The sequence below is a fragment of the Luteolibacter flavescens genome, assembly GCF_025950085.1.
In the GTDB taxonomy this organism is placed as follows: Bacteria; Verrucomicrobiota; Verrucomicrobiia; order Verrucomicrobiales; family Akkermansiaceae; genus Haloferula; species Haloferula flavescens.
In genome coordinates, this window is the sequence record NZ_JAPDDS010000029.1 from 1 (window position 1) to 5561 (window position 5561).

Annotated in this window: 2 tRNA genes and 2 rRNA genes; all 4 read left to right on the plus strand. The window is 53.5% G+C overall.

The features are described from left to right. The first annotated feature begins 414 nt into the window (after positions 1-414). The 4 genes from OKA04_RS24295 (at position 415) to OKA04_RS24310 (ending at position 5454) form a co-directional block, all read left to right on the plus strand. A 16S ribosomal RNA gene (locus OKA04_RS24295) occupies positions 415-1932 on the plus strand. Between the two features lie 210 nt (positions 1933-2142). Next, positions 2143-2218, plus strand: a tRNA-Ala gene (locus OKA04_RS24300). Between the two features lie 74 nt (positions 2219-2292). Then, positions 2293-2369 (plus strand) — tRNA-Ile (locus OKA04_RS24305). A 249-nt stretch (positions 2370-2618) separates the two neighbouring features. Continuing rightward, a 23S ribosomal RNA gene (locus OKA04_RS24310) occupies positions 2619-5454 on the plus strand. Together the 16S and 23S rRNA genes with 2 tRNA genes alongside form the textbook arrangement of a ribosomal RNA operon. The last annotated feature ends 107 nt before the right edge of the window (positions 5455-5561 follow it).

A 5561-nucleotide genomic window follows, 5' to 3' on the forward strand; every position in this document is an offset into this window, starting at 1 on the left:
GCTTAGCTCGGGATCGGGAAGAATCTTCAAAAAACCGTCACGAAAGATGTTGACCCACGGGGGTCGGGCGGTCTAGGTTCTCCCCGCCGCGCGGCACCAAGCGCGGCGCGAGAGACGAGAGTCGATCGTGGTTCTTCTTCACTGAAGAAAGAATCCGGTCGGCTTTTTAGTCCCCTCGAAACAAGATCTTTCACAAAACATGGCCCGGCCAAAGGTCGCTGGAGTTGCTTGGGATGGGATTCTTCGGAATTCCTGATCAATAGCAAGCTCCGGGCCAAACAAGCCGGGTGAAGAGGAAAAGGCTAAATTGTGTGCTGCGTGCATGAAGATGCGCGTGGTGTTCAGGTCAACCTTCGGGTTGGGACTGAACGGTCAATTTGACGAACGGCTCGCAAGAGTCGGTCGCATACGTTTTTTACGGAGAGTTTGATTCTGGCTCAGAACGAACGCTGGCGGCGTGTTTAAGACATGCAAGTCGAACGGATTGAAGTTGTAGCAATACCGCTTCAGTCAGTGGCGCACGGGTGCGTAACACGTGAGTTACATGCCCTGCAGTGGGGAATAGCCCGCCGAAAGGCGGATTAATACCCCATGGTCCCGCAAGGGTAAAGGTGGCGCAAGCTGCCGCTGCAGGATTGGCTCGCGGCCTATCAGCTTGTTGGTGAGGTAACGGCTCACCAAGGCGACGACGGGTACCTGGTCTGAGAGGATGATCAGGCACACTGGAACTGAGACACGGTCCAGACACCTACGGGTGGCAGCAGTCGAGAATAATTCACAATGGGGGAAACCCTGATGGTGCAACGCCGCGTGGAGGATGAAGGTCTTCGGATTGTAAACTCCTGTCATCCGGGAGTAAGACCTGACGGTGAATAGCCGGCAGGGTTGATAGTACCGGAAGAGGAAGGGACGGCTAACTTCGTGCCAGCAGCCGCGGTAATACGAAGGTCCCAAGCGTTGTTCGGAATCACTGGGCGTAAAGGGAGCGTAGGCGGCGTGGTAAGTCAGATGTGAAATCCCGGGGCTCAACCCCGGAACTGCATCCGATACTGCCATGCTTGAGGGTTGGAGAGGTAGCTGGAATTCTCGGTGTAGCAGTGAAATGCGTGGATATCGAGAGGAACACTCGTGGCGAAGGCGAGCTACTGGACAACATCTGACGCTGAGGCTCGAAGGCCAGGGGAGCAAAAGGGATTAGATACCCCTGTAGTCCTGGCAGTAAACGGTGTGCGCTTGGTGTGAGGGGATTCGACCCCCCTTGTGCCGGAGCTAACGCGTTAAGCGCACCGCCTGGGAAGTACGGCCGCAAGGCTAAAACTCAAAGAAATTGACGGGGACCCGCACAAGCGGTGGAGTATGTGGCTTAATTCGATGCAACGCGAAGAACCTTACCAAGGCTTGACATGGATTTCTAAGCACGTGAAAGCGTGTGACCCTTCGGGGGACTTCCACAGGTGCTGCATGGCCGTCGTCAGCTCGTGTCGTGAGATGTTGGGTTAAGTCCCGCAACGAGCGCAACCCCTGTGAACTGTTGCCAGCACGTTATGGTGGGGACTCTGTTCAGACTGCCCAGATCAACTGGGAGGAAGGTGGGGACGACGTCAGGTCAGTATGGCCCTTACGCCTTGGGCTGCACACGTACTACAATGCCCAGCACAATGAGAACCGAGACCGCGAGGTGGAGGAAATCTACAAAACTGGGCCCAGTTCGGATTGGAGGCTGCAACTCGCCTCCATGAAGCCGGAATCGCTAGTAATGCTGCATCAGCTACGGCAGCGTGAATACGTTCCCGGGTCTTGTACACACCGCCCGTCACATCATGGAAGCCGGTAGCACCCGAAGTATCGTACGATCCTAAGGTGAAGCTGGTAACTGGGATGAAGTCGTAACAAGGTAGCCGTAGGGGAACCTGCGGCTGGATCACCTCCTTTCTATGGAGTAGTTGCAAACCTTCTCAAGGTCCCTGCAACAGGTCGAGGCCCCAGAAAACGCCAGCAATGGCAATCATCAGTGATGATGAAAGGGGCTGCGGAGAACGCGATGAGCGCCGCACCAAAATATTATATTAACCGCGTGTTATCCGACTGACCGCAGCACACGATTTAGCTTTCGTCCTCTTCTTCTTCAATCCTCCTTCGAGAGGGGGTTTAGCTCAGTTGGTAGAGCGTCTGCTTTGCAAGCAGAATGTCAACGGTTCGAATCCGTTAACCTCCACCATCTTTCACGATCCGTCTCGAGCCCCATGGTCTCAATTGAGGTCATCTGGTGGCAAGCGGGTTATGGGAATCACTGGGCCTGTAGCTCAGTTGGTTAGAGCACCGCCTTGATAAGGCGGGGGTCATAGGTTCGAGTCCTATCAGGCCCACCACTTTTCGAAACGAAGGTTGAAGGAACATGAAATTGTGAGCGAGCAACCGCTCTTTGACATCCGTATGGAGAAATAAAGTTTTTCAAGAGACTGCAAAAAATCAATTGTTCACATGAGCCATTATTTGCGCGGTCCTTGGTATACAAGATAGATTTGCCGGTGTGACTCACCCGGCCGCAGGTCAAACCACGATCGCTTTACGGCATGATCGCAGGTGATCTGCACGAACGAGCTGATTTCGAACAAAGGAATCAAGCTTTGAAGGGCACAGAGTGAATGCCTTGGTGCTAACAGGCGATGAAGGACGTGATAAGCTGCGATAAGTCTCGGGGAGCTGCAAACAAGCTTTGATCCGGGAATTTCCGAATGGGGTAACCTGATGGTGTTAATACGCCATCGTTCTTTCCTGAATGAAATAGGGAAAGACACGCGAGACCCGCTGAAGTGAAACATCTCAGTAAGCGGAGGAAAAGAAAGAGAATCGATTCCGTAAGTAGTGGCGAGCGAAAGCGGATCAGCCCAAACCGGAAGCTTGCTTCCGGGGTTGTAGGACCCCGATGTGGGACCGTTGACGATAGGTGAAGGACCTGGAAAGTTCCGACATAGAGGGTGAAATCCCCGTAACCGAAATCTGACGCGGCCCTAGGGTGTTCCTGAGTAGCACAGCACACGTGGAACGTTGTGTGAATCTGCGCCGACCACGGCGTAAGGCTAAATACTAGTTAGCGACCGATAGTGAACCAGTACCGTGAGGGAAAGGTGAAAAGAACCGCTGCGAGCGGAGTGAAATAGAACCTGAAACCCTGTGCCTACAAGGTGTAAGAGCCCCTTCGGGGGTGATTGCGTGCCTTTTGCTTAATGAGTCTGCGAGTCAGTATGTGTGGCAAGCCTAAGATCTTCCGGATCGGAGGCGCAGCGAAAGCGAGTCCGAATAGGGCGCTCATAGTTGCACGTGCTGGACCCGAAGCGGAGGTGATCTACCCTTGAGCAGGTTGAAGCGTCGGTAATACGACGTGAAGGACCGAACCGGTGAATGTTGAAAAATTCTCGGATGACTTGAGGGTAGGAGTGAAAGGCTATTCAAACCCCGTGATAGCTGGTTCTCCTCGAAATGCATTGAGGTGCAGCGTCGCGTGCTGATTACCGGGGGTAGAGCACTGAAAGGGCTAGGGGGCATACCCGTCTACCAAACCCTATCAAACTCCGAATACCGGTGAGTGGAGCGCGGCAGTGAGACGGTGGGGGATAAGCTTCATCGTCAAAAGGGAAACAACCCTGATCAGCAGCTAAGGTGCCTAAATAACGCTAAGTGGAAAGGATGTGAGATTTCACAGACAGTGAGGATGTTGGCTTAGAAGCAGCCACCATTTAAAAAGTGCGTAATAGCTTACTCATCGAGAGATCTTGCGCCGAAAATGATCGGCGATAAGCGTTATACCGAAGCTCTGGGTGTCTACTGTATCAGTAGGCGCGGTAGAGGAGCATTCTCAACACGCTGAAGGTGGATGGCGACTGAAACTGGAGAGTTGAGAAGAGAGGATGCAGACATGAGTAACGATAAGACCGGTGAAATCCCGGTCCGCCGTAAACCCCAGGTTTCCCGGGCTACGTTTTTCGTCCCGGGGTTAGTCGGGACCTAAGCCGAGGCGGATACGCGTAGGCGATGGACAGCTGGTTAATATTCCAGCACTTCCGAAACTTAAGCAGGGAGGACGCATGATGGAAAGCCACTAGGTGATTGAATTCCGAGGTGAGGCTACGGCCGATCCGCATGGCTGGAAGTTGTGCCAAGAAAAGCCCCTGTGCATGCTAAGGAACCCGTACCGTAAACCGACACAGGTGGGTGGGTAGAGTATACCAAGGCGCAAGAGTGAACCCTGGTTAAGGAACTCGGCAAATTAGCCCCGTAACTTCGGAAGAAGGGGTGCCCCATGCAAATGGGGCCGCAGTGAAATGGCCCAACCGACTGTTTAGCAAAAACACAGCACTCTGCCAAGACGCCAAGTCCAAGTATAGGGTGTGACACGTGACCAATGCGGAAAGATTAAGGTAAGAGGTTAGTCGCAAGGCGAAGCTTTGAGCCCAAGTCCCCGTGAATGTCGGCCGTAACTATAACGGTCCTAAGGTAGCGAAATTCCTTGTCGGGTAAGTTCCGACCTGCACGAATCGTGTAACGAGTTGGGCACTGTCTCAACCAGGTGCTCAGTGAAATTGTAATGGCGGTGAAGATGCCGCCTACCCGCAGAAGGACGGAAAGACCCTATAGACCTTAACTGTAAGCTGTCATTGGTTTTTCGATTCTCATGCTCAGCATAAGTGGGAGACGTTGAAATGGTCCTTTAGGGGATCGTGGAGTCATCAGTGAGATACCACCCTTGGGTGTTGGAAGATCTAACCCCGACCCGTGAAACCGGGCGGGAAACAGTGTCAGCCGGTCAGTTTTACTGGGGCGGTATCCTCCCAAAGAGTAACGGAGGAGCGCGAAGGTGGGCTCAGCATGGTCTGCAACCATGTGTCGAGTGCATAGGCATAAGCCCGCCTAACTGTGAGGCCTACAAGCCGAGCAGAGACGAAAGTCGGCCTAAGTGATCCGGCGGTAGAATGTGGAATTGCCGTCGCTCAACGGATAAAAGGTACCTTAGGGATAACAGGCTGATTTCGCCCAAGAGTTCATATCGACGGCGAAGTTTGGCACCTCGATGTCGGCTCGTCGCATCCTGGGGCTGGAGAAGGTCCCAAGGGTCCGGCTGTTCGCCGGTTAAAGCGGCACGCGAGCTGGGTTCAGAACGTCGCGAGACAGTTCGGTCCTCTATCCTCTGTGGGCGCAGGAAAACTGAGGGGTTCAATTCCTAGTACGAGAGGACCGGAATTGACGCACCTCTGGTGCACCGGTTGTTCTGTCAAGAGCATGGCCGGGTAGCTAAGTGCGGAAGAGATAAGCGCTGAAAGCATCTAAGCGCCAAGCTCCTCCCAAGATGAGTTTTCCCTGAAGGATCGTGGAAGACTACCACGTTGATAGGCCGGAAGTGGAAGCGTAGCAATATGTGCAGCTTACCGGTACTAATCATCCGTCCGGCTTGATTCCGTTCGGGATCGCTTGTTTGACCAAGCGACCGCGCTCGGCTCTGAAAGTGGACGAATTGAGGTTGATTGGAATGATTTGAAAGCTCCATGCGGATGTCAGAGAGCGGT